Here is an 18,642-nt window from a genome sequence, read left to right on the forward strand (position 1 = left end):
GGCCACGCGGCCGGCTCCCCTGTTCCGCCGCTGACGTCCGTCGGCGGCAGCTTCACTACCTGCCCGCCGTCCGGCACTGACTGCGCGCACAGTTCGATGCGCCTGTCACATTACATTTCCGTCATTGGCATTTCGGTCACATGCGCACGGCACTGCAACATAAGGCCTTGATTTCCTTGTGAAATCAAATGCGAATCATTATTATTAGTCCTTTCCCGCCTGACCGATCCCCACCGGGTTGCCCGACGCATGCAAGCGTTTGCCGTACTTCTATCCCTGGCCGCCGCGGCGTGCCTCTATCTTTCCGCCCCTAACCAGGTGCTTTGCGTGGACGCCAGCAACGACGGCCGCGCCCCGCTGCCGCCGCGCCTGCTGTTCTGGCTCGGCGTCGCGCTGGCCGTGGCCGGCACGTGGGTCATGAGCGTGCCCGAGGGCTGGCCCGTGGCCATCGCCGCCACGCTGGTGACGCTGACCTGCAGCCTGTCCGCCTGGCCGTTCATCGGCACCTGGATCCACCACAAGCGCTACGACGACATGCCGGGCGAAGGGAGCGCATCATGATCGGCACCAAATGGCTTGCCGGCGCGCTGCTGGGCCTGCCGCTGGCCATCGCGCTCTGCACGCTCGGCATTCTCTGGCTGCCGGGCGGCTGGGAAGGCGGCGTCGTGCTCGCCATCATGCTCAGTTTCGTCCTGTGGGTGGCCATCATCAGCCTGAGCCTGCTGTGCCAGACCAGCCGCGCCGCGTGGCTCTGGCTGATCGGCGGCAACCTGTTCTGCTACGGCACGCTCTGGGCGGTCCGCCTCATGCATGCAATGCCCCCCGCGTCGACGGGCTTGGGCCATTGAGGAAATGCTCATGAAACCCAATACCCTGCGCGTCTTCAATACGCTCCATACCTGGGTCGGCCTGATGGCCGGCTGGGCGCTGTTCATCGCGTTCTTCGCGGGCGCCATCACCGTGTTCCACCACGAGCTGCACGTGTGGCAGAACCCGGACCGGCTGGAAGGCCGGCACGCCACGGAGGTCCACGTCGAGGGGCCCGCCATCGACGCCTTCGTGCAGAAGCTGATCGCCGTCCACCCGGACGCCGCCAACAGCGTCTACGTTGGCCTGCCGAGCGAGGAAGAGCCGGACTTCAACGCCTACTGGCAGGACAAGGCCGGCGAGTGGCACACGATGAGCGGCGAGCGGCTGGGCGGCGACAAGGCGGCCCAGAACGACACGTCGCTGGACCACGTGACCGGCGAGCTGTCGGCCTTCCTGAACGCCCTGCACTACTCGCTGGGCCTGGGGCTGAACGGCATGTACTTCATGGGCGTGATCTCGGTGCTGTACGGGCTGGCGCTGGTGTCGGGCGTGATCCTGCACCTGCCGCGCCTGAAGAAGGACCTGTTCTCGGTCCGCCCGGGCCGCAACCTCAAGCGGTTCTGGATGGACACCCACAACGTGCTGGGCCTGTTCAGCCTGCCGTTCCACCTGATCTTCGCGGTGACGGGCGCATTCTTCTGCCTGTCGCTGGTCATGGTGATGGTGTTCAACATGCTGACGTTCGACGGCAAGCTGTTCGAGGTGGTGCCGCGCGTGACCAGCGCCACGCCCGAGGTGTCGGCGTCGGGCCGGCCCTCGCCGACGATGTCGTCGGCCCAGTTGCTGGCCATCGCACGCGAGCACGGCGGCGAACGCTTTACCCCGAGCGCGATCCGCTTCCAGCGCTATGGCGACGCCAACGCCGTGGCGGAAGTGCGCGGCGACAGCGTGCGGGCGCTGGGCAACGGCGGCTCGGTCGGCATCCATGCCGCCGCCAACGAGCCGAACGCCGGCCAGTTGATCGCCAACCAGACGGCTGGCGCGCGCGACACGAACCACATGGTGTACAGCGCCATGTTCGCGCTGCACTACGGCACCTATGGCGACCTGGCCGTGCGGCTGGTGTACCTGATCGCCGGGCTGGCCGGGGCGTTCCTGTTCTACTCGGGCAATCTGCTGTGGATCGAGACGCGGCGCAAGTCGCGCCAGGCCGAGCAGCCGCGCGTGCACAAGCTGCTGGCGCAGGCCACGGTCGGCGTCTGCATCGGCACCTGTATCGGCGTGGCGCTGTGCTTCCCGGCCGCGCTGCTGTGGCCGGAGCGTGCCGTCAGCTACGTGTTCTGGCCGGCATTCGGGCTGTCCCTGGCCTGGGCGCTGATCCGTCCGCCGATCCGGGCGGCCGTGGAGCTGCTCTACGTGGCGGCGCTGGCGACGCTGGCCGTGCCGGTGTCCAACTGGGTGCTGACCGGCGACCACCTGTTCGCGGCGGCGCTCAACGGCCGCTGGGTGATTGCCGGGTTCGACATTGGCGGCCTGGCGCTGGCGGTAGGCTACGTCGCGCTGGCCCGTGCCACGCAGCGCCGCGCGCAGAACGGCCCGGCCGAGTCGGTCTGGGCCATCCGCAGCGCGACGCCCGAGGCGGCGCCGCAGGCCACGATGCGCAAGGCCGACGCCTCCTGAGATCGGACTTCCCATGCAAAAGCCCCGCATTCGCGGGGCTTTTTTGTTGGCCGGATGGCGCGGGGCGGAGGTTCAGCGGAGCTGGGTCTCCATCGCCTGCTTCAGGTCGCCGATCAGGTCGCGGGTGTCCTCCAGGCCGATATACAGCCGCACCAGTTCGCCGGCGTTCTCCCAGCCGGCGGGCGGCCACGTGCCGGCCGGGCGCATCGTATCGACGTGGTACGGCACCGCCAGGCTGTGCGCCCCACCCCATGACCAGCCGATGGCAAACAGCTTCAGCGCCTCGACAAAGGCGTCCACCTGTTCGCGCGAGTACCGGTCGTGCAGGATGATCGAAAACAGGCCGCCGGCGCCCGTGAAGTCGCGCGCCCACTCGGCATGGCCGGGGCAGTCGGGCAGCGCCGGGTGCAGTACCCGCGTGACTTCGGGCCGCTGCTTCAGCCATTCCGCCACTTCGCGCGCCGCGCGGTCATGGGCGGCCAGCCGCACGGGCATGCTCGCCAGCCCGCGCAGCACCAGGAAGCAATCGTCGGCCGAGACGCCCCAGCCCATGATCATGCGGGTGCGCTTGAGCCGGTCGTGGACCTCGTCGTCGCGCGTGATTACGGCGCCCATCAGCACGTCGCTGCCGCCCGACTGGTACTTGGTCAGCGCCTGCACCGAGATGTCGATGCCCTTGTCGAACGGCTTGAAGTAGACGCCCGCCGACCAGGTGTTGTCGATGGCGGTCAGCACGCCGCGCGCGCGGGCGGCGGCCACGATGGCGTCGCAGTCCGGCACTTCCATCGTCACGGAGCCGGGCGCCTCCATCCAGATCAGCCGCGTGTTGGGCTGGATCAGCGCCTCGATGCCCGCGCCGATGGACGGGTGGTAGTAGCGCACCGTCACGCCATACTCACGCGCCAGCCATTCGCCGTGGTCGCGGTTGGGGCCGTAGACGTTGTCCGGCACCAGCACGTCGTCACCCGACCGCAGCAGCGCAAAGTAGACCAGCGAGATCGCCCCCATGCCCGACGGCAGCAGCAGCGTGTGGCGGCCGCCTTCGATCTGGGCCAGTTGCTGGCACAGCGCCTCGCTGGTGGGGGTGGCGTGCAGGCCGTAGCGCCAGTAGGTTTTGCTGGCATCGCCATAGGCGCGCAGCTCGGCCAGGTTGCGGAACACGATGGTGGAACCGCGATACGTGGGCGTGGAGAACGAGGCAAAGCCCGGCGCGATGTCGAGATCGGGTTGGACGGCGGTGGTCTGGATAAAGCGCGGCGGGTGGTTGGACGAGTCGGAAGCGGACACGGCGTGGTTCCCTGGAGAAGACGGATCGAACGTCCGAGCTTACCAGCAAATGCCGCGCCCGCCACGCGGCTGGGCGCCGCTGCCGGGCGGAGAACCTAGCGGGGCTTGGTCGTCGTGATCGACGACTTGGGCGGCGGTGGCGCGTAGGTGACGCCGCTGCTGGGCGTCATGTCGAATGGCGGGATCACCAGGTAGCCGCCGAACGGCCGGATCAGGAACGGCAGGACGATGGCCGGGTCGTAGGCGTCGGTCCACGTGCCGCGCACCGCGCCGTTCCGGTCGATCTGGCCTTCCCAGTTGCCGGACACCCGCGTGCCGTCGTCGGACTCCTCCATCAGGAAGGTGCCGTTGTCCCATTCGCCGGACAACAGCCGCACGCCCTTGCCGTCGCCAATCGAGTACTCGCCCTGCAGGCTGTCCCGGGTGTCGGTCTTGGGCGCGATGCGCATCTTGACCGGTTTGTCGCCAACCGTGCCGACGTAGACCGGGTACTGCGAATATTCCTGCCGGGGTGCCAGCATCCGCGCCGGCCCGGTCGACAGGCTTGTCCCGCGCCTGGCCTCGCCGGACTTGATGGCATCGTTGATGCCGAAGCCGCCCTGCCCGCCCGTCGACAACGACTCCGGCCCGGCGGCCAGCGCTGCGGCGGGCAACGCCAGCATTCCGGCCAGGATCGACAGGCAAAACGTGCGGGGCAGGACAGGACGGGACAAGGGCGCTTCCTCGGGCGATGGGCGTCGGGTGACTTTAAACGCGCTCGAAGATTGCGGCAATCCCCTGGCCGCCGCCGATGCACATCGTCACCAGCGCGTAGCGGCCCTGGACGCGCTGCAGCTCGTGCACGGCCTTGACCGTGATCAGCGCGCCGGTGGCACCGATCGGATGGCCCAGCGAGATGCCCGAGCCGTTCGGGTTGACCTTGGCCGGATCCAGGCCCAGCGCCTTGGTGACGGCGCACGCCTGGGCGGCGAATGCCTCGTTGGCTTCGATGACGTCGAGGTCCTTGACCGACAGGCCGGCGCGCTCCAGCGCGATCTTGGTGGCGGGCACCGGGCCGATGCCCATCGTCTTCGGATCGACGCCGGCATGGCCGTACGACACCAGGCGCGCCAGCGGCTTCAGCCCGCGGCGCTCGGCTTCGGCGCGCTCCATCAGCACCACGGCCGCGGCCGCGTCGTTCAGGCCGGACGCATTGCCGGCCGTGACCGTGCCGTTTTCCTTGACGAACACCGGCTTGAGCTTGGCCATGTCGTCCATCGTCGCCTCGTGCCGCACGTGCTCGTCGGTGTCGAACACCACGTCGCCCTTGCGGGACTTCAGCGTGACCGGGACGATCTGGTCCTTGAAGTAGCCGGCCTTGATCGCGGCCGACGCGCGGCGGTGCGATTCCAGCGCCGTCTCATCCTGCTGCTGGCGCGAAATGTCGTATTCCCGGGCCACGTTCTCGGCCGTCACGCCCATGTGGATCGTGTGGAACGGGTCATGCAGCGCGCCCAGCATCATGTCGATCAGCTTGGCATCGCCCATGCGGGCGCCCCAGCGCGCCATCGGCGCCAGGTACGGCGCGCGGCTCATGCTCTCGGCGCCGCCGCCGATGGCGACCTCGGCGTCGCCCAGCAGGATGGTCTGCGCCGCGCTGACGATGGCCTGCAGGCCCGAGCCGCACAGGCGGTTCACGGTCATGGCCGGCGCGTGGATCGACACCCCGCCGTTCACGGCCGCCACGCGGCCCAGGTACATGTCCTTGGGCTCGGTCTGGATGACGTTGCCGAACACCACGTGGCCGACGTCGTCGCCGGACACCGACGCGCGGGCCAGCGCCTCGCGTACCACCAGGGCGCCCATTTCGGTCGGGGCCAGATCCTTCAGGCTGCCGCCGAAGGTACCAATGGCGGTGCGCACACCGCTGACAACCACCACTTCACGTGCCATGTCTCGTCTCCATGCGTTCATGTTGCGGTGCACAGTATAGTCGTCCACCGCCAAAAGCGAACGACCGTACTTTTACCTAATTGTCTGGTTGAGCACGCCGGCGGGACGGTCTCCGTCAGGCGATTTCACCCCACAGGTCGTGGCCGTCGGCGCCGGTAATCCGGACGTTCACGAAGTCGCCAGTCTTGTAGCGCTGCGACGGCTTGGCGGCAGGGTCGATGTAGACCAGCCCGTCGATCTCGGGCGCGTCGGCCGACGACCGGCCGATGCCCCCATCCTGGTTGACCTCGTCCACCAGCACGCGCAGCGTCTGGCCCACCTTGCGCTGCAGCCGGCGGGCCGACACGGCCTCGGCCACTTCCATGAAGCGCGCGCGGCGCTCTTCGCGCACCGCGTCGGGCAGCGCGCCCGGCAGGTCGTTGGCCGTGGCGCCCTCCACCGGCGAGTAGGCAAAGCAGCCCACGCGGTCCAGTTCGGCTTCGGCGATGAAATCGAGCAGCGTCTGGAATTCGGCCTCGGTCTCGCCGGGGAAGCCGGCGATGAAGGTGCTGCGGATGGTCAGCTCCGGGCAGATCTCACGCCAGGCGCGGATGCGGTCGAGCGTCTTTTCGGCATTGGCCGGACGCTTCATGCGCTTGAGCACGTCGGGGTGGGCGTGCTGCAGCGGCACGTCCAGGTACGGCAGCACGTGGCCCTGGTTCATCAGCGGGATGACCTCGTCGACGTGCGGATACGGGTAGACATAGTGCAGGCGCACCCAGGCGCCGTACTGGCTGGCCAGTTCGCCCAGCGCCGCCACCAGTTCGGTCATGCGGGTCTTGAGCGGCCGGCCGGCCCAGAAGCCCGTGCGGTACTTGACGTCGACGCCATAGGCGCTGGTGTCCTGCGAGATGACCAGCAACTCCTTGACGCCGGCCTTGAACAGGTTCTCGGCTTCGAGCATGACTTCCGCCACCGGCCGCGACACGAGGTCGCCGCGCATCGACGGGATGATGCAGAACGAGCAGCGGTGGTTGCAGCCTTCCGAAATCTTCAGGTAGGCGTAGTGCTTGGGCGTGAGCTTGATGCCGGCGGCCGGCACCAGGTCGGTGAACGGGTCGTGCGGCTTGGGCAGGTGGGTGTGCACCGCCTGCATGACCTCGCCCAGCGCGTGCGGGCCGGTCACGGCCAGCACCTTCGGATGGACCGACGACACGATATCCTGCCCCGCCGCGTCCTTCTTGGCCCCGAGACAGCCGGTGACGATCACCTTGCCGTTCTCGGTCAGCGCTTCGCCGATGGCGTCCAGGCTTTCCTGCACCGCTTCGTCGATAAAGCCGCAGGTGTTCACGACCACCAGGTCGGCGCCGTCGTAGGTGCCGCTGATGGCATACCCCTCGGCGCGCAATTGCGTGATGATCTGCTCCGAATCCACAAGGGCCTTCGGGCAGCCAAGTGACACAAAGCCGACTTTCGGCGCAGGATTGGACAGATTGGTTTCAGACGACATGGGGCACCGCGAATGTGGGGGTATCTGGGCGGCCGACCGTCCCCGGTGGCGCGCCGCGCTGGACTGACGGCATGCGGCGAGCCTGCCGGGCGCCGTCCTTGCCGTGAAAGGCGGAGATTTTACCCTGATCGGGCGTCCTCCGGGCGGGGCGTCCGAATCAGGCGATCAGCACCTCGGCGGGAATCTTCAGCTCCTGGTTAAGCCGGCGGATCATCGACAAGCTCAGGCCGCGCTTGCGGTTGAGCACTTCGTACACTCGGTTCAGGTTGCCAATGTACGGCTCCATGTCGCGCGGTGTCAGCCCGCCCTGCTCCATCCGAAACCGGATGGCCTCGATGGGGTCCGGGTGCTCCAGCGGAAAGCGGGCGGCTTCGTAGCGCTCGATCAGCGTCGCCATCACCTCCAGGCGGTCACCTTCCGGGCTTCCCGGGGCGGGATCCATGTCGACGAGCGCCGACACATCGGCCAGCGCGGCCTTGTAGTCGTCTTCAGTGTGCAGAGGTCGAATGTCCATGCCTTACTCCATTTCCACAGTCGCCGCGTCGACGGAATCGTATTCCGCGTGGGTGCCTACGAACTTCACGTAGACGACGCCGAGCTGGTAGGCCACAGCGACAATCAGCCGGTACTTGTTGCCGCCGATGTTGAACACCACGCGGTTACGGCCGACGAAGCTTGCCGACCCGTAGCGGTCCTTGATGTCTTGCGGCGTTGCCCACTTTCCCTGCAGCGCTTCCTCGTGCCACGCCAGCAGCGGTTGCCTGGCCAAAGGATGCCGTTCGCAGAAGGCCAGCAGGTTTCGTTTCGCAATGACTCGCATGCCATGCATCTTAGTCCCATTTTGGGACCAAGGCAACGGTGCGCGATCAATGCCTTCCAAGCCACTTTGTCCATTGCGCCCCGCCAAAGCAAAAAGCCCTGCAAACCTCGCAGGGCCCTTCTTCCAGCCGCCTTCGGGCGGCCGCCAGGCGGCGTTACTTCTTGTCCGTCTGGTTGAACGGGAACGTGCCGAACATGCTCTTGGCCTGGTTCTGCATCTGTTCCTGCATCTGCACGAACAGGTTCTTGCTCTGCTCGATGTAGTTGCTCATCATGCCCTGCATCATCGGGCCCTGCAGGTTCATGAACTGCGACCACATGTCGGGGCTGAACGCCTCGCCCGAATACAGGCCCTTGGAGTTCTCGGCCAGCTTGTTCTGGATGTCGATGAACGCCTGGATGTTCTTTTCCAGGTAGGTGCCCATCATGCCCTGCATCGCGTGGCCGTAGAAACGGATGATCTGCGACAGCATGGCGCTGGAGAACATCGGCACGCCGCCCGTTTCCTCTTCCAGGATGATCTGCAGCAGGATGCTGCGCGTGAGTTCCTCGCCCGACTTGGCGTCGACGACCTTGAAGTCCTCGGTGTCCATGACAAGCTGCTTGACGTCCGCGAGCGTGATGTAGGTGCTGGTCTGCGTATCGTAGAGCCGGCGATTGGGATATTTCTTGATCAGTCGCTCTGCGCCTTTCTTGGTCGTGGCCATCGATGCTCTATCCTTTTGTCGTCGCTGATGCCGGCGGGGGCATCCGCTGCTGCGCCGCCTCGGCAACGCTGCTGCACCGCATGCGATGCAGTGCGCAATTGGGGCCGCGTCCCGGGGGTGCCGGGCGCCTGCGCCGCGCAAGATACAACCGGACCAGACCCTAAGCCAAGCGCTCTACTTTGGTGCCGGTTGCGCCATTGCCCTGATTCTATGCTCAAGAAAGCACTATGGAAAGCGGGCCGGCTTTAAGGAAAACCCGCAGCAAAACGGCGTTTCAAACAAAAACGCCGCCCGGCGCCAGCAGGCGCGGGACGGCGTTGGGCCGGCAACCGGGGACGGCGGCCCCCGGCTTGTGCAGTGCGCTGGATGCGGCGCATCAAGCGGCCGCGCTGCGCACCGCGCCGCCGGGCGTCAGCCCATGTGCAGGCCGCCGTTCAGCGAGAAGTCGGCGCCGGTCGAGAAACCCGACTCCTCCGACGCCAGCCAGGCGCAGATCGACGCAATCTCTTCCGGCTCGCCCAGGCGCTTGACCGGAATCGTCGCCACGATCTTGTCCAGCACGTCCTGGCGGATCGACTTGACCATGTCCGTGGCGATATAGCCCGGCGACACCGTGTTGACGGTCACGCCCTTGGTCGCCATCTCCTGCGCCAGCGCCATCGTGAAGCCGTGCAGGCCGGCCTTGGCCGTGGAGTAGTTGGTCTGGCCGAACTGGCCCTTCTGGCCGTTCACCGACGAAATATTGACGATGCGGCCCCAGCCGCGGTCGGCCATGCCGTCGATGACCTGCTTGGTCACGTTGAACAGCGATGTCAGGTTGGTGTCGATCACCGCGTCCCAGTCGGCGCGGGTCATCTTGCGGAACACCACGTCGCGCGTGATGCCGGCGTTGTTGATCAGCACGTCCACCTCGCCGACCTCGGACTTGACCTTGTCGAACGCGGCCTTGGTCGAATCCCAGTCGGCCACGTTGCCTTCGGACGCGATGAACTCGAAGCCAAGCGCGCGCTGCTGTTCCAGCCATTTCTCACGGCGCGGCGAGTTCGGGCCGCAGCCCGCCACCACCGTGAAGCCGTCCTTCGCCAGGCGCTGGCAGATCGCGGTTCCGATGCCGCCCATGCCGCCGGTCACATATGCAATGCGCTGAGTCATATCCACTCCTGGTTGCTCGATCGTCGGGATCGAAGCTTGGTCGTTATTGTCGATCGCGGCGGCCGCCTTCCTCGGTACGGGCCGCCGGATCACCCCTCAATGCACTGCCCTTCAACGCTCCACTGCCAGCGCCACACCCATGCCGCCGCCGATGCACAGCGAGGCCAGGCCCTTCTTCGCGTCGCGACGCTTCATTTCGTGCAACAGGGTCACCAGAATGCGGCAGCCCGATGCACCGATCGGATGGCCGATGGCGATGGCGCCACCGTTCACGTTGATCTTCGACTGGTCCCAGCCCATCTGCTGATGCACGGCCAGCGCCTGGGCGGCGAACGCCTCGTTGATCTCCATCAGGTCCAGATCCTTGACCTCCCAGCCCGCGCGCGACAGGCAGCGCTTGCTGGCCGGCACCGGGCCCATGCCCATCACGGCCGGGTCCACGCCGGCGTTGGCGTACGCCTTGATCGTCGCCAGCGGCGTCAGGCCCAGTTCCTTGGCCTTGGCGGCCGACATGACCACCACGGCGGCGGCGCCGTCGTTCAGGCCCGACGCGTTGGCGGCCGTCACCGTGCCGGCCTTGTCGAACGCCGGCTTCAGCCCGGCCAGGCTGTCCAGCGTGGCGCCGTGGCGCACGAACTCGTCGGTCTTGAACGCCACCGGGTCGCCCTTGCGCTGGGGAATCATCACCGGCACGATTTCCTCGTCGAACTTGCCCGCCTTCTGGGCAGCCTCGGCCTTGTTCTGCGAACCGACGGCGAATTCGTCCTGCGCCTCGCGCGTGATGCCGTATTCCTTGGCGACGTTCTCGGCCGTGATGCCCATGTGGTACTGGTTGTACACGTCCCACAGGCCGTCGACGATCATCGTGTCGACCAGCTTGGCGTCACCCATGCGGAAGCCGTCGCGCGAGCCCGGCAGCACGTGCGGGGCGGCGCTCATGTTCTCCATGCCGCCGGCCACCACGATCTCGGCCTCGCCGGCCAGGATGGCATTGGCGGCCAGCATCACGGCCTTCAGGCCCGAGCCGCACACCTTGTTGATGGTCATGGCCGGCACCATGTCGGGCAGGCCGGCCTTGCGCGACGCCTGGCGCGCCGGGTTCTGGCCCGAGCCGGCCGTCAGCACCTGGCCCATGATCACTTCGCTCACCTGGTCCGGCTTGACGCCGGCGCGCTCCAGCGCGGCCTTGATCACGATGGCGCCCAGTTCCGGCGCGGGAATCTTCGCCAGGGAGCCGCCGAACTTGCCAACTGCGGTGCGGGCTGCGGAAACAATGACGATGTCGGTCATTTGAGGTCCTTTCAAGAAATCGGATCGCGGATCGGTTCGATGCGGGCCGGACATGCCGCCCGGCCCAGGTGAGAATCAGGCGCGCTGCTTGACGTAGCGTCCCGGCGCGGGTTCGATGACCGGGTAGTGGGCGTTGCCCAGCGACGCCGCCGCGGCGCGCTTCTGCCCCGCCTGCTTGCCCAGCCAGGCCATCCAGTCGGGCCACCAGCTACCCGGATGCTCCTGCGCGCCGGCCAGCCATTCCTGCGCGGTGGCGGGCAGCGCGTCGTTGGTCCAGTGGCTGCGCTTCTTCTTGGCCGGCGGATTGATCACGCCGGCAATGTGCCCGGACGCGCCCAGCACGAAGCGCAGCTTGTTGTTCAGCAGCGCGGTGGAGGCGTATGCCGACGTCCACGGCACGATGTGGTCCTCGCGCGACCCGTAGATATAGGTCGGCACGTCGATGGCGCCCAGGTCCACCGGCGCGTTGCAGACGGTCAGCTTGCCGGGCACCTTCAGTTCGTCCTGCAGGTACGTGTGGCGCAGGTACCAGCAGTACCACGGCCCCGGCAGGTTGGTGGCGTCGCCGTTCCAGAACAGCAGGTCGAACGGCACCGGCGTGTTGCCCTTGAGGTAGTTGTCGACCACGTAGTTCCAGACCAGATCGTTGGGCCGCAGGAACGAGAACGTGTTCGCCAGCTCCACGCCGCGCAGCAGCCCGCACGGCGCGCCGGCCGCGCCGCCCAGCGTGGCTTCGCGCAGCTGCACGTGGGCCTCGTCGACGAAGACGTCGAGGATGCCGGTGTCCGAGAAATCGAGCAGCGTGGTCAGCAGCGTCAGGCTGGCGGCCGGCTGTTCGCCGCGCGCGGCCAGCACGGCCAGCGCCGTGGAGACGATGGTGCCGCCCACGCAGAAGCCCAGCACGTTGATCTTGTCCTGCCCGCTGATGTCGCGCGCCACCTCAATCGCACGGATGGCCGCGTGCTCGATGTAGTCGTCCCAGGTACGCTCGGCCATCGACGCGTCCGGGTTGCGCCACGACACCAGGAACACGGTGTGGCCGTTCTCCACGGCATGGCGCACCAGCGAGCTTTCCGGCTGGAGATCGAGGATGTAGTACTTGTTGATGCACGGCGGCACCAGCAGCAGCGGCCGCGCGTAGACCTTGTCGGTCAGCGGCTGGTATTGCAGCAGCTGGAAGTATTCGTTTTCGTAGACCACGGCGCCTTCGGTCACGGCAACGTTGCGGCCCACCTCGAAGGCGGCCTCGTCGGTCTGCGAGATCTTGCCGCGCTGCAGGTCTTCCAGCATGTTGCGCACGCCGTTGCGCAGCGATTCGCCGCCCGATTCGATCAGGCGCTGCTGGGCATCGGGGTTCAGCGCGAGGAAGTTGGCCGGCGACATGGCGTCGACCCACTGCGACACGGCAAAGCGGATGCGCTGGCGCACCTTCGGGTCCGCCTCGACGGCGTCGGCCATCTCGGTCATCGCGCGGGCGGTCAGCAGGTAAAACGCGGCGGTGTAGCGGTAGGGGGCATTGTTGCGCCAGGCCGGGCTGGCAAAGCGGCGATCGGACAGGCGCTGGCTGGCGGCCCCGCCGTCGCCATTGCCGGCAGGCGTGCCGTTGGCGGCCATGGCGCCCTCGCCCATCTCGCGCCACAGTTCGGCAAAGTCCTGCATGTAGCGCTGCTGGATGGCGGCGAGCTGGTCCGGGGCGATCTTGACTGCGGCGCCGTTGACGCCGCCGGCCGCAAAGGCTTGCTGGAACGCCTTGGCGAAGGCGTCGCCGCCGGGGAATCCACCAGGAAATCCGCCCGGCATGGCGCCCTGGAATCCGGCCGGGAACGCGCCGGCCAGGCCCGCCGGAAAACCGGCCGGCATGGCGCCGTTGGCTTCGGGTACCCACTGACGGGACCATTCCAGCCATGCCGCTGGATCGAATGGCCCCGGCGCAAATTGAAACGGTTGGGACTTGTCTTCCGGTCCGGAAGATGCCGCACCTTTGCCGGTCGCCATGATGTGATCGTCTCTCTGCCAGTCGTGATGGTCGACGGCTCGGGGTAACTGTCTCCCGACCCGCCCCGTATCCGGGTTGCGTCCGCTGAGCGCCTGAGGCCGCCCGCTTCTTACGCTATGCTTGCCGGCGAAACCCTGGGAAAGCTTCCCGGTTCCGATACATTTCGAGGCATTGTTGCCTTGCAATGTAGACGCTGTCAATGCGGAATTCCGGATTGCGGCACGGCGCCCCGGGAAGTGAAGCCCGACCTACCGGACGGTAATCCTGGCGCGGGTTCCCGGCCTCCGCATTCCTACCCGAGAGAGATGAAGGTCTGATGTATATCGTGGCAATTGGCTGGCTCTACGTGGCCCTGATGATGGCCATCACGGAGACCAGCGTGGTCGCCGGCGTGGCCACCTTCCTGGGCTATGGTCTGGCGCCCGTGTCGCTGGTGCTGTACATCATGGGCACCCCGGGACGCCGCCGGCGCCGCAAGGCGCGCGAAGCGGCGGAAGCGGAGGCGGCGCGAGTGTCGCCGCCGCCCGCCGAGGAACGCAACGGCGGCTAGTCCGCCAGCCAGACCAGCGTGGCCATGCGGCCCGTGGTGCGGTCCCGTCGATACGAATAGAAACGGTCGGCGTCGCTGAGCGTGCAGGTCCCGCCGCCGAACACCTGCTGGCAGCCGGCGCGCGCCAGCCGGGTCCGCGCCAGCGCGTACAGGTTTGCCAGGTACTTGCCCGGCGCGCCCGGCACGAAGGCGGCCGCCACGGCGTCGCGCTCGGCCGGCAGCGCCTGCTGCAGGAACGCTTCGCGGACCTCGGCCCCGACCTCGAACGATGCCGGCCCGATGGCCGGCCCCAGCCATGCCAGCCACTGCGCCTGGCCGCCCGCGCGCGCCGCCATGCGCGCCAGCGTGGCCTCGATCACGCCATCGCAGAGCCCGCGCCAGCCCGCGTGGGCGGCGCCCACCACGGTGCCGGCGGTGTCGCAGAGCAGCACGGGCAGGCAGTCGGCGGTCATGATCGCGCAAACGTGCCCCGGCGTCGTGGCGATGCTCGCGTCGGCCCGAGGCACATCGGCATCGGCGCCATCGTCGGCGGTCACCACCCCGCAGCCATGCACCTGTTCGAGCCAGCGCGGCATGGCCGGCAGCCGGCTGGCCAGCCGGGCGCGATTGGCCGCGACGGCCGCAGGGTCATCGCCGACATGCGTACCCAGGTTCAGCCCGCCGGCCGCGCCGCCAGCCAGCCCGTACGGGCCGACGCTGACCCCGCCGCGCCGCGTGGTCTGCAACGCCCGCACGCGCGCCGGCGCGGGCCAGTCCGGCACGATCCAGTCCGCGTCAGTCGTCGTGGTCATCGGCTTCCCCCTCGTACCACTCGGGCTCGTCATGCTCGTCATCGGCGTCGTCGTCCGCCTGACCCTCGAAGTCCAGCGCATCGATCAGCGCCTGCAGGTCCTCGGGCGGCTCGGCTTCCCAGGATTTCTTGCGGCCGGTCACCGGGTGCACCAGCCCCAGCCGGTAGGCATGCAGCGCCTGGCGCGTGAACGGCACCGGCAGCGGCACGCGCACGGCGGGCCGCTGGCCGCGCTGCGTGGCCTTGTGGTAGACCGGGTCGCCCACCAGCGGGTGGCCGATCGATTCGAAATGCACGCGGATCTGGTGGGTGCGGCCCGTTTCGAGCTGGCACATCACCATCGACACCTTGGCGCGGCCCAGCGGCACCGTGCCCAGCGTCTCGAAGTGGGTGCGCGACGGCTTGCCGCTGTTCGTATGCACGATGGCCATGCGCGTGCGCTCGCGCGGATCGCGGGCGATGGGGGCGTCGATGGTGCCCTCGTCGGGCGTCTCGCCCCAGACCAGCGCGATGTACGTCCGCTTGACCGTGCGCGCCTGCAACTGCCGCACGAGGTCGGTCTGCGCGGTCAGCGTGCGGGCGACGACCATCAGGCCCGACGTTTCCTTGTCCAGCCGGTGCACGATGCCGGCGCGTGGCAGGCGCGCGGCGGGCGGGTCGCGATGCAGCAGGCCGTTGAGCACCGTGCCGCTCCAGTTGCCGGCCGCCGGATGCACCACCAGCCCGGCGGGCTTGTTGATGACCAGCAGCGCGTCGTCCTCGTAGACCACGTCCAGCGGCACGTCCTCGGCCGTGAACGCCATCGACTCGGGCGCGGCCTGCGGGTGGATCTCGATCTGCTGGCCCATCTGGACCGATGCCTTGGCCCGGCTCGGCTCCCCGTCCACGCGCACGGCCCCGTCCTCGATCCATTGCTGGATGCGGCTGCGCGAGAATTCGCTGAAGTGGCGCGCGAGCAATTTGTCGAGCCGCTCGCCGTGGGCGGCGCTGTCGACTTCCAGGTAGAGGGGCACCAGGTCTGGCGCGGCGGGCGCCGTGGCGGGCACCTCGTCGTTGAACTCGCCGGCGTCGTCGAACTGGTCGTCCAGGTCGTCGGATTCCGCGGCGGTCACTTCCGGCGCGTCGGGGTGGCGTTCCAGACCGTTTTCGGTGCTGGGGCTTCGGCTATAATGCTTGGCGCTATTTTTTTTCATCCGGAACAGGTTGCCCATGCAATTGCAGAGCATGAAACGCGCGCAATGGCGCGCGAAAATTGGAGCGGTTTTGCTCGCAGGCGGATGCGTCATGCTGTCTGCATGCGGCCTGCTGGGAGACCAGCCTGACGAAACGGCCGGCTGGTCGGCCAACAAATTATATTCGGAAGCCAAGGATGCCCTGGATGGCGGCGACTACACGCGCGCCGTCAAGCTCTACGAGAAGCTGGAGGGCCGCTACCCGTTCGGCCGCTTCGCGCAGCAGGCCCAGATCGACACGGCCTACGCCAACTACAAGGACGGCGAGACCGCCGCCGCGCTGGCCGCCGTGGACCGCTTCATCCAGCTCCACCCGAGCCACCCGAACATTGATTACGCCTACTACCTCAAGGGCCTGATCAACTTCAACGACAACCTGGGCTGGCTGGGCCGCTTCTCGGGCCAGGACCTGAGCGAGCGCGACCCGAAGGCCGCGCGTGCCGCCTACGACGCGTTCCAGACGCTGATCACGCGCTATCCGGACAGCAAGTACGCGCCCGACGCCACGCTGCGCATGCAGTACATCGTCAACTCGCTGGCCCAGCACGAAGTCCACGCCGCCCGCTACTACTACCGCCGCGGCGCCTACCTGGCGGCCGTGAACCGGGCCCAGCAGGCGCTCAAGGACTATGACGGCGCGCCGGCCAACGAGGAAGCGCTCTACATCATGGTCCGGTCCTACGACGCGCTGGGCATGAAGGACCTGCGCGACGACGCCGCCCGCGTGATGGAGCGCAACTACCCGAACAGCGACTTCATCAAGTACGGCCAGCGCCGCAAGGACAAGTCCTGGTGGGAAGTGTTCTGACCGACTGACCTGCCACCCCGGCAACGGAAAAGGCCGAGCCCCGGAAACGGGCCTCGGCCTTTTTTTGTCCCTGCGGAATGCCCTGGCCAGGCATTCGAGCCCCACGCCGCGCCACCACCCCGCGCGCCCTGCCCGCCCAGCCCCCTTTTTCTGCATCGTCAGCAACCCCCTTCACGCCCGGCAACCGCGGCAAGGCTGGCGAAGCGGCAACTGACCAAGAGTCGAATAAATACTAGGGTGTCGATAAATGGCACTGACTATGATTCTTGCCAGTTGACGGAACGAAGCCGACAGGCAACGCGAGCGCCTCGCGCCACGCATGGCCCGGCTGATCATTCCGCGCGCCCCCATACGACGGCAGGCGGCCACGGCGCACGCCTGCCGGCCCGCCACCCTACTGTATGGAGTCTCGCGATGCCCGCACGGAAATGCCGGGTTCAATGGCGCGTCAAGCGTACGCTCGATATCGTCATTGCCACCACACTACTTTTGGCACTTTCCCCCCTACTGGCGCTGCTTGCGCTGCTGATCAAGCGCGATGGCGGCCCCTGCTTCTTCAGCCACCCGCGCGTCGGCATGCATGGGCGAACGTTCAGGTGCCTGAAATTCCGTTCGATGGTCCGCGACGCCGACAAGGTGCTGAATGACCTGCTTGCGTCGGACCCCAAGGCGCGCGCCGAATGGGAGCAGGACTTCAAACTGCGGAACGACGTGCGTGTGACCCGGCTGGGACGCTTCCTTCGCCGTACGAGCCTGGACGAACTGCCCCAACTCTGGAATGTGCTCCTGGGCGACATGAGCCTGGTTGGCCCACGGCCAGTCGTCGAGAAGGAACTCGGGCAGTACGGCGAAGCGGCCGGCTACTACCTGCGCGTGCTCCCCGGCATCACCGGCCTATGGCAAGTCAGCGGCCGCAGCGAGACGTCCTACGAGCGCCGCGTGCTGCTGGACGTCAGCTACGTCAAGAACTGGTCGCTGGCGGGCGATCTCCGCATCCTGTTTCGGACGGTTGGCGTCGTGCTGGGCGGACGGGGCGCCTATTGACTGGGAGGCCGGCCCTGCCCTGGGCCAGCCGTCAGCAGCCGCATGGACAGCAGCGCGACGCTCGACAGATGCCGCATGTAGCTGCCGAGGTCTGGCTCGAACAGCATGGACACGGCAATGTGTGCCGCCACCAGGTACGCCGGGACGGCCTGCGTAGGCCGCACCGACAGCATGCCCCGCATCAGGCGCATCCCCGGTGGCACTACCGCCAGCAGTACCCAGCCCTGCATCGCCAATTCCTTGATGCCAGGGCTCCAGAGCAGGGCCAGGTTCAGCCGCGCCATGGCATACAAGTAGTTGCCGACGAATGCCGCCAGGCTCGTGGGAGAAAACGGATTGTAGAAACTGGTACGCGCGCCGTAGGGCGACTGGGAGACCAGATAGTCGACCGCCAGGTCCCGGGGCTGCTGGAGCGCAACGAACACTGCGGACGGCAGCCACGCCATGCCCAGCGACAGCGCGGCCACGATCACGATCCGCCAGCGCCAGCCCACACGGCAGAGCAGATACAGCCCAAGCGCCAGTCCCGCGATCAGCGCGAAGTACGCGCGCAGCGTGACGGCGTAGACCAGGTACAACGCGAGCATGGCCACCCAGCCGCGCAACGGACGGTCGTCGCGGCCGGCCGCCGCGGCGATGACGAGCGCCATCACCACCACCAGCGTGTCCTTCGTGGCAACGAACAGATTGAAGACAACGCACGGCGCCGCCAGTACGATGGCCCCGGCCAACAACCCCAGCCGCTCGGCGCGGATCAGCATCGACCAGAGGAACCACGCGCCGGCGCCCATCACCAGTCCATCCAGAGCAGGCCCCATCGCCGCGAACAGCCGGCCCACCGCGTCAAAGGAACTGCCGGCGTAGGTGTCGGCGCCGAGCATCTGGTCCTGAATTTTCTGCGCATCCCGAAAGATGGCCGCGGGCAGCAGCCGTGCCGCATTGAGGTACACCAGCCCGTACAGCAGCGCGGCGCCCCCGGCAATCACGCGCCGGACGCCAGGGCTCAGCCATGGTCCGGCCCTCAGCATGCCGGAACCCCGGCCGCCCGCGTTGTCG

18 protein-coding genes and 1 pseudogene are annotated in these 18,642 nt (G+C 67.6%); 6 read left to right on the forward strand and 13 right to left on the reverse strand.

Annotated features, from left to right (window positions below; all coding sequences use genetic code 11):
* The first annotated feature begins 327 nt into the window (after nucleotides 1-327).
* The 3 genes from QTN24_RS14555 to QTN24_RS14565 are packed head-to-tail and all read left to right on the forward strand — an operon-like array spanning nucleotide 328 to nucleotide 2,490.
* Nucleotides 328-561, forward strand: coding sequence for a hypothetical protein (locus QTN24_RS14555; protein WP_253699871.1), 234 nt, complete (start codon nucleotides 328-330; stop codon nucleotides 559-561).
* A complete protein-coding gene (locus QTN24_RS14560; RefSeq protein WP_313837826.1) occupies nucleotides 558-848 on the forward strand; it encodes a hypothetical protein in 291 nt (96 codons plus the stop codon). Before QTN24_RS14555 ends, QTN24_RS14560 begins: the two co-directional genes overlap by 4 nt.
* Nucleotides 849-858: 10 nt before the next feature.
* Nucleotides 859-2,490, forward strand: coding sequence for a PepSY-associated TM helix domain-containing protein (locus QTN24_RS14565; protein WP_313837827.1), 1,632 nt, complete (start codon nucleotides 859-861; stop codon nucleotides 2,488-2,490).
* A gap of 72 nt (nucleotides 2,491-2,562) precedes the next feature.
* Here QTN24_RS14565 and QTN24_RS14570 read toward each other — a convergent pair whose 3' ends face one another.
* From QTN24_RS14570 to phaC, 10 genes are all read right to left on the reverse strand, one after another.
* The gene (locus QTN24_RS14570) at nucleotides 2,563-3,777 is read right to left on the reverse strand and encodes a cystathionine beta-lyase (RefSeq protein ID WP_313837828.1); all 1,215 of its coding nucleotides are present in this window, start codon (nucleotides 3,775-3,777) and stop codon (nucleotides 2,563-2,565) included.
* A gap of 95 nt (nucleotides 3,778-3,872) precedes the next feature.
* Nucleotides 3,873-4,439, reverse strand: a complete 567-nt coding sequence (locus QTN24_RS14575; RefSeq protein WP_313837883.1) for a hypothetical protein — start codon at nucleotides 4,437-4,439, stop codon at nucleotides 3,873-3,875.
* Nucleotides 4,440-4,524: 85 nt separating this feature from the next.
* Nucleotides 4,525-5,709 carry a beta-ketothiolase BktB gene (gene bktB / locus QTN24_RS14580; protein ID WP_124684433.1) on the reverse strand — a complete coding sequence of 395 codons (1,185 nt, stop codon included), beginning with the start codon at nucleotides 5,707-5,709 and terminating at the stop codon, nucleotides 4,525-4,527.
* Between the two features lie 115 nt (nucleotides 5,710-5,824).
* Complete coding sequence (rimO, locus tag QTN24_RS14585) at nucleotides 5,825-7,198, reverse strand: 30S ribosomal protein S12 methylthiotransferase RimO (RefSeq protein ID WP_124684434.1); 1,374 nt, start codon at nucleotides 7,196-7,198, stop codon at nucleotides 5,825-5,827.
* Nucleotides 7,199-7,355: 157 nt separating this feature from the next.
* Complete coding sequence (locus QTN24_RS14590) at nucleotides 7,356-7,712, reverse strand: transcriptional regulator (protein ID WP_313837829.1); 357 nt, start codon at nucleotides 7,710-7,712, stop codon at nucleotides 7,356-7,358.
* A gap of 3 nt (nucleotides 7,713-7,715) precedes the next feature.
* Complete coding sequence (locus tag QTN24_RS14595) at nucleotides 7,716-8,018, reverse strand: type II toxin-antitoxin system HigB family toxin (RefSeq protein ID WP_313837884.1); 303 nt, start codon at nucleotides 8,016-8,018, stop codon at nucleotides 7,716-7,718.
* Between the two features lie 154 nt (nucleotides 8,019-8,172).
* On the reverse strand, nucleotides 8,173-8,724 hold the full coding sequence (gene phaR / locus QTN24_RS14600; protein ID WP_124684435.1) for a polyhydroxyalkanoate synthesis repressor PhaR: 552 nt from the start codon (nucleotides 8,722-8,724) through the stop codon (nucleotides 8,173-8,175).
* A 411-nt stretch (nucleotides 8,725-9,135) separates the two neighbouring features.
* On the reverse strand, nucleotides 9,136-9,876 hold the full coding sequence (locus QTN24_RS14605; protein ID WP_124684436.1) for a 3-ketoacyl-ACP reductase: 741 nt from the start codon (nucleotides 9,874-9,876) through the stop codon (nucleotides 9,136-9,138).
* 111 nt (nucleotides 9,877-9,987) lie between these two features.
* On the reverse strand, nucleotides 9,988-11,166 hold the full coding sequence (locus tag QTN24_RS14610) for an acetyl-CoA C-acetyltransferase (protein WP_124684437.1): 1,179 nt from the start codon (nucleotides 11,164-11,166) through the stop codon (nucleotides 9,988-9,990).
* A 75-nt stretch (nucleotides 11,167-11,241) separates the two neighbouring features.
* Nucleotides 11,242-13,161 carry a class I poly(R)-hydroxyalkanoic acid synthase gene (phaC, locus tag QTN24_RS14615; RefSeq protein ID WP_313837830.1) on the reverse strand — a complete coding sequence of 640 codons (1,920 nt, stop codon included), beginning with the start codon at nucleotides 13,159-13,161 and terminating at the stop codon, nucleotides 11,242-11,244.
* Between the two features lie 317 nt (nucleotides 13,162-13,478).
* Here phaC and QTN24_RS14620 point away from each other — a divergent pair, with 317 nt between their 5' ends.
* Nucleotides 13,479-13,712: a hypothetical protein gene (locus QTN24_RS14620; protein ID WP_124684439.1), complete on the forward strand. Its 234-nt coding sequence runs from the start codon at nucleotides 13,479-13,481 to the stop codon at nucleotides 13,710-13,712.
* On the opposite strand, the gene pgeF is transcribed toward QTN24_RS14620, so the two are convergent.
* A complete protein-coding gene (gene pgeF / locus QTN24_RS14625; protein WP_313837831.1) occupies nucleotides 13,709-14,503 on the reverse strand; it encodes a peptidoglycan editing factor PgeF in 795 nt (264 codons plus the stop codon). The two genes, QTN24_RS14620 and pgeF, sit on opposite strands and share 4 nt — an antisense overlap.
* A complete protein-coding gene (locus tag QTN24_RS14630) occupies nucleotides 14,487-15,695 on the reverse strand; it encodes an RluA family pseudouridine synthase (RefSeq protein ID WP_124684441.1) in 1,209 nt (402 codons plus the stop codon). Before QTN24_RS14630 ends, pgeF begins: the two co-directional genes overlap by 17 nt.
* Nucleotides 15,696-15,711: 16 nt before the next feature.
* Here QTN24_RS14630 and QTN24_RS14635 point away from each other — a divergent pair, with 16 nt between their 5' ends.
* On the forward strand, nucleotides 15,712-16,542 hold the full coding sequence (locus QTN24_RS14635) for an outer membrane protein assembly factor BamD (RefSeq protein ID WP_124684442.1): 831 nt from the start codon (nucleotides 15,712-15,714) through the stop codon (nucleotides 16,540-16,542).
* 447 nt (nucleotides 16,543-16,989) lie between these two features.
* Nucleotides 16,990-17,586 (forward strand): annotated as a pseudogene (locus QTN24_RS14640) (sugar transferase); the annotation flags it as partial.
* Here QTN24_RS14640 and QTN24_RS14645 read toward each other — a convergent pair.
* Entirely contained in the window at nucleotides 17,580-18,614 is a 1,035-nt protein-coding gene (locus QTN24_RS14645; protein ID WP_124684444.1) for a hypothetical protein, read from the reverse strand. The pseudogene QTN24_RS14640 and the gene QTN24_RS14645 sit on opposite strands and share 7 nt — an antisense overlap.
* Between the last annotated feature and the right edge of the window lie 28 nt (nucleotides 18,615-18,642).

It is taken from the genome of Cupriavidus sp. SZY C1 (assembly GCF_032190535.1).
Lineage (GTDB): Bacteria > Pseudomonadota > Gammaproteobacteria > Burkholderiales > Burkholderiaceae > Cupriavidus > Cupriavidus pauculus_C.

Bases quoted from the DNA above. Each gene is read 5' to 3' on its own strand.
- QTN24_RS14560 (WP_313837826.1), top strand. From the start codon at position 558: ATGATCGGCACCAAATGGCTTGCCGGCGCGCTGCTGGGCCTGCCGCTG.
- QTN24_RS14565 (WP_313837827.1), top strand. From the start codon at position 859: ATGAAACCCAATACCCTGCGCGTCTTCAATACGCTCCATACCTGGGTC.
- QTN24_RS14575 (WP_313837883.1), bottom strand. From the start codon at position 4,439: ATGCTGGCGTTGCCCGCCGCAGCGCTGGCCGCCGGGCCGGAGTCGTTG.
- bktB (WP_124684433.1), bottom strand. From the start codon at position 5,709: ATGGCACGTGAAGTGGTGGTTGTCAGCGGTGTGCGCACCGCCATTGGT.
- rimO (WP_124684434.1), bottom strand. From the start codon at position 7,198: ATGTCGTCTGAAACCAATCTGTCCAATCCTGCGCCGAAAGTCGGCTTT.
- QTN24_RS14590 (WP_313837829.1), bottom strand. From the start codon at position 7,712: ATGGACATTCGACCTCTGCACACTGAAGACGACTACAAGGCCGCGCTG.
- QTN24_RS14595 (WP_313837884.1), bottom strand. From the start codon at position 8,018: ATGCGAGTCATTGCGAAACGAAACCTGCTGGCCTTCTGCGAACGGCAT.
- phaR (WP_124684435.1), bottom strand. From the start codon at position 8,724: ATGGCCACGACCAAGAAAGGCGCAGAGCGACTGATCAAGAAATATCCC.
- QTN24_RS14605 (WP_124684436.1), bottom strand. From the start codon at position 9,876: ATGACTCAGCGCATTGCATATGTGACCGGCGGCATGGGCGGCATCGGA.
- QTN24_RS14610 (WP_124684437.1), bottom strand. From the start codon at position 11,166: ATGACCGACATCGTCATTGTTTCCGCAGCCCGCACCGCAGTTGGCAAG.
- phaC (WP_313837830.1), bottom strand. From the start codon at position 13,161: ATGGCGACCGGCAAAGGTGCGGCATCTTCCGGACCGGAAGACAAGTCC.
- QTN24_RS14620 (WP_124684439.1), top strand. From the start codon at position 13,479: ATGTATATCGTGGCAATTGGCTGGCTCTACGTGGCCCTGATGATGGCC.
- pgeF (WP_313837831.1), bottom strand. From the start codon at position 14,503: ATGACCACGACGACTGACGCGGACTGGATCGTGCCGGACTGGCCCGCG.
- QTN24_RS14630 (WP_124684441.1), bottom strand. From the start codon at position 15,695: ATGAAAAAAAATAGCGCCAAGCATTATAGCCGAAGCCCCAGCACCGAA.
- QTN24_RS14635 (WP_124684442.1), top strand. From the start codon at position 15,712: ATGCAATTGCAGAGCATGAAACGCGCGCAATGGCGCGCGAAAATTGGA.
- QTN24_RS14645 (WP_124684444.1), bottom strand. From the start codon at position 18,614: ATGCTGAGGGCCGGACCATGGCTGAGCCCTGGCGTCCGGCGCGTGATT.